Origin of the sequence: Mesorhizobium sp. M7A.F.Ca.CA.001.08.2.1 (assembly GCF_003998455.1) — a bacterium.
Lineage (GTDB): Bacteria > Pseudomonadota > Alphaproteobacteria > Rhizobiales > Rhizobiaceae > Mesorhizobium > Mesorhizobium ciceri.
In genome coordinates this window covers 1-4,268 of the sequence record NZ_RZPW01000564.1, presented here as the reverse complement: position 1 = coordinate 4,268, position 4,268 = coordinate 1, and the positions used below count along the sequence as shown (strand labels likewise).

Sequence of the window (4,268 nt, the reverse complement as noted above, 5' to 3'; positions counted from 1 at the left end):
CTTCCAGCGTGCGGGCGATGCACAGGAACTCGGCGCCGTCGGGCATTTCCACTGCCTCCACGAAGACCTGGCCGGGCTGGGTGAAGGCGACATGCACGGGCAGCTTGGGACAGCCGCCGCCAAAGCGGCTTTGAGGAAAGCCCTGGCTGCCGGCCTTGCGGAAGCGGTTGCCGGCATTGTCGACCTCCAGCATGAAAAACGGCACGCCCGAGGCACCCTGCCGCTGCAGCATGGTCAGCCGGTTGGCCGCCTGTTCGAAGGAGACCCCGAAGCGCGAACGCAGGACATCGATGTCGTAGCGGGCGCGCACGGCAGCCGCGTGAAAGGCCTGATAGGGCATCATCAGCGCATGCGCCGCATAACGGCCAAGTTCGAAGCGGGCCAGGCGGCGCGCCTCGTCGGTGCTCAGCTTGAGCGCCTGGATCTCGCCGGCGACCGCGACCGTCATGCGGATCAGGCAGGCCTCCATCGCGACTTCGCGCAACTGGTCGAACGGCGACAGGCGTTCGGACAGGAACAGGCGCTGCGAATGACGATCGTAACGGCGGCGCCAGTTCGGCATGGTCGCGACCGGCAGCACCTTGACCACGATGCCATATTCGCGCTTCAGCCAGGCCTTCAGCGCGCCGAACAGATCGTCGCCGGGATCGAGCACCGAGGTGAACGCCGCGGCCTCCTCCTCGAGGGCAGCGAAATGGTTCGGCCGGCGCTCGAAAATCTCGTGCACCTCGTCGATCGGCAGGCGGGCGCCGGAAAGCGCCGTCGCCCGACCCTCGCGTGCCAGCAATTCGTTGAGGTCGGACAGGCGCTCGGCCTGCTCGCGATAGGCGCGGAACAGCTTTATCACGGCCGCGGACGCATTGGGCGCCGCCTCGGCAAGCTCGATCAGTTCCTGATCACCCGGCAACTCGCCGACCAGCAGGGGATCGGTGAACACTTCCTTCAACGCAGCGACAGATCCCCTCGCCTCGCCCTGCAGCTCGTGTGGATCGACCTTGTAGACGGAGGCCAGCCTGAGGATCAGCTGCACCGTCAGCGGCCGCTGGTTGCGCTCGATCAGATTGAGGTAGGACGGCGAAATGCCGAGACCCTCGGCCATCGCCGTCTGGGTCAGGCCCTTGGCGTTACGAATGCGGCGGATGCGCGGCCCGGCGAAGATCTTCTGGTCAGCCATGGACTGTCCTTTACAGCAATTTACACGAATTTCCTGGGCACGGGCCTTTTACAATAATGACAAATTTACAACGCACTTCTGTCAAACGCAACACAGGTTTTCTCTTATATCCTCTCAGTTTACCTGATTTTTGTGGCTGATTTCGCGCAGAAATGTAAATCCAGTCATACCCAAATACCCCCAAATGATTGACGCCTTGACACAGATCAGCAATTCCTCGGAGTGACCAATGACTGATTTTTACAACCTCGTCCCATCGGCGCCGGAAGGTCGCTTCGACGGTATCGAACGACCCTACTCGGCGGCGGATGTGAAGCGTCTGCGCGGTTCGGTGCAGATCCGCCAGAGCCTTGCCGAAATGGGCGCCAATCGGCTGTGGAAGCTCATCCACGAGGAGGACTTCGTCAACGCGCTCGGCGCCATGTCCGGCAATCAGGCGATGCAGCAGGTGCGCGCCGGGCTGAAGGCGATCTACCTGTCGGGCTGGCAGGTTGCCGCCGACGCCAACACGGCTGGTGCGATGTATCCGGACCAGTCGCTCTATCCGGCCAATGCGGCGCCCGAACTGGTCAAGCGTATCAACCGCACGCTGCAGCGCGCCGACCAGATCGAGACCTCCGAAGGCAACGGGCTTTCGGTCGAAACCTGGTTCGCGCCGATCGTTGCCGACGCCGAAGCCGGCTTCGGCGGGCCGCTCAACGCCTTCGAAATCATGAAGGCCTTCATCGAGGCGGGCGCCGCCGGCGTCCACTATGAGGACCAGTTGGCGTCGGAAAAGAAATGCGGCCATCTCGGCGGCAAGGTGCTGATCCCGACTGCGGCGCACATCCGCAACCTCAACGCCGCGCGCCTGGCGGCGGACGTGATGGGCACGCCGACCCTGGTCGTCGCGCGCACCGATGCGGAAGCCGCCAAGCTGCTCACCTCCGACATCGACGAGCGCGACCAGCCTTTCGTCGACTACGACGCCGGGCGCACGGTTGAAGGTTTCTATCATGTCAGGAACGGCATCGAGCCCTGCATTGCCCGCGCCATCGCATATGCGCCTTACGCGGATCTGATCTGGTGCGAGACCTCGAAACCCGACCTGGCGCAGGCCAGGAAATTCGCCGACGGCGTGCGCAAGCACCATCCCGACAAGCTGCTCGCCTACAATTGCTCGCCGTCGTTCAACTGGAAGAAGAACCTCGACGACGCGACGATTGCCAAGTTCCAGAAGGAGCTCGGCGCCATGGGCTACAAGTTCCAGTTCATCACGCTCGCCGGCTTTCACCAGCTCAACTACGGCATGTTCGAATTGGCGCGCGGCTACAAGGCGCGGCAGATGGCGGCCTATTCCGAGTTGCAGGAAGCGGAGTTCGCGGCCGAGGCCGATGGCTACACCGCGACCAAGCATCAGCGCGAGGTCGGCACCGGCTATTTCGACGCCGTGTCGATGGCGATCACCGGCGGCCAGTCGTCGACCACCGCCATGCATGAATCGACGGAGCACGCGCAGTTCAAACCGGCCGCCGAATAGCGAACAGAAAAACTCAGAGGAAACGCCCGACAGGGCTTGGGACACAAGGAGAAAACCAATGGCATCGATAAGCCGCGTCAAGGAACGCGCCGAGGAACAGTCGACAACGATGAGCGTCGACCAGCAGGCGACGATCCGCATGCTGGCCAACGACCTGCACCGCCTCAACCAGTCGGTTATGAAGGCGGTCGAGGCGGGCGTCTCGGTGGAACTCGTGCGCTCGGCACGACATCACGGCGGCGACGGCAACTGGGGCGATCTGCTGATCCCGGTGATCGTCACGCAGCAGAGCCACGGCTGACTGAAATTCATGCAACCGACCCTTCACCTGCGCAGGTGAATTTTCTTTTTATGAAATGCACGTGTGGACAGTCGAGTACAGTAGCGTTGCTTGAAATTCACTGTCCCGGCGATGATTTCGGGCACTTTTATTTCAACTTGACATAGGCTGCGATCTCACGCCAATTGCGCTCCGGATTCAACTCTGCATTGAAATAGGGGCGAGCTTCTTGGCTGACTTGTGTGCCCGGTGAATCGCGAAGGCGAGACTCCAAGACATCCGAATCTGGTGACCCGCGGCTCAACCACCGAGGCGATCCGTGATCCGTCGCAGGTGCTTGTCGTCGGCAGGTCGCCAATCAATCGCGTGGTGATTTCAAAGATCGTCGAGCGATCCGGGCTCAAGCCGATTTCGGAATCTCCCGACACGGCGGCAAGGATCTTGCGGTCGCTCATTCCCGGCGCGGTTGTCCTTGACGGCGGCGCCGACAACAAGGACTGCGACAATCTGATGTCCAGCATCGACGCGTTGCGCCGCGCCTCGGGCAAATCGCTGCCACCGGTAATCCTGCTGTCAACCAAGAATGGCACCACGGAAAGCCTGGGCCTGCCTGGTGTCATCGACGTGGTGATCGCCAAGCCGATCACGCCCGAACGGTTGCAACCGGTGATCGATCGCCTGATCGGCCGCTGAGGCAATTGCGGGAAAGTGTGTAGCGGTTTTTCCGTCCGGAATCGAACCAGGTAAGGCCGGGCGACCACGGATCGCCCGGCGATCAGGGATCGATGATGCTTTCGATCAGTCCGGGCAGTTGTCCGAGATCGGATATCTGGCGGAACCTCGATTCGGTTACCGGCGCTTCGACATGCTCCAGCACCCAGGTCAGTTCATGCGGCACATGAACACCCCACCCGCCGGCCTCGATGGCCGGCACCACATCCGACTTCAGCGAGTTGCCGACCATCATGCTTTTCGCCGGACCATCGCCGTGGCGCTTGAAGAGCCTGCTATAGGTGGCAGCATTCTTGTCGCTGACGATCTCGACCGCGTCGAACAGATCGCCAAGGCCTGAGCCAGCCAGCTTGCGCTCCTGGTCGAAGAGGTCGCCCTTGGTGATCAGCACGAGGCGGAATGCGCCGGCAAGCTCTTCGACCGTCTCGCGGGCGTGCGGCAAGGCCTCGATCGGATGGCTCAGCATCTCGCGGCCGGCATCGAGAATCTCCGCTATGACCGAGCCCGGCACGCGGCCTTGCGTGACCTCGATCGCCGTCTCGATCATCGACAGGGTAAATCCC

At 62.2% G+C, this 4,268-nt stretch carries 5 protein-coding genes; 3 read left to right on the top strand and 2 right to left on the bottom strand.

Annotated elements, in window-relative coordinates:
* The coding region (locus tag EN914_RS26355) for a short-chain fatty acyl-CoA regulator family protein (RefSeq protein ID WP_164778915.1) at positions 1 to 1,174 on the bottom strand (1,174 nt) is incomplete at its 3' end.
* A gap of 229 nt (positions 1,175 to 1,403) precedes the next feature.
* Between EN914_RS26355 and aceA the strand changes: the two genes are divergently transcribed.
* The 3 genes from aceA (at position 1,404) to EN914_RS26340 (ending at position 3,666) form a co-directional block, all read left to right on the top strand.
* On the top strand, positions 1,404 to 2,693 hold the full coding sequence (aceA, locus tag EN914_RS26350; protein ID WP_024505756.1) for an isocitrate lyase: 1,290 nt from the start codon (positions 1,404 to 1,406) through the stop codon (positions 2,691 to 2,693).
* A gap of 58 nt (positions 2,694 to 2,751) precedes the next feature.
* A complete protein-coding gene (locus tag EN914_RS26345) occupies positions 2,752 to 2,994 on the top strand; it encodes a hypothetical protein (RefSeq protein WP_006202762.1) in 243 nt (80 codons plus the stop codon).
* Positions 2,995 to 3,261: 267 nt separating this feature from the next.
* Positions 3,262 to 3,666: a response regulator gene (locus tag EN914_RS26340; RefSeq protein WP_245265430.1), complete on the top strand. Its 405-nt coding sequence runs from the start codon at positions 3,262 to 3,264 to the stop codon at positions 3,664 to 3,666.
* A gap of 82 nt (positions 3,667 to 3,748) precedes the next feature.
* Here the strand turns inward: EN914_RS26340 and EN914_RS26335 are convergent.
* Positions 3,749 to 4,268, bottom strand: a 520-nt coding sequence (locus EN914_RS26335; RefSeq protein WP_164778913.1) for an HAD family hydrolase, incomplete at its 5' end; no start/stop codon positions are given.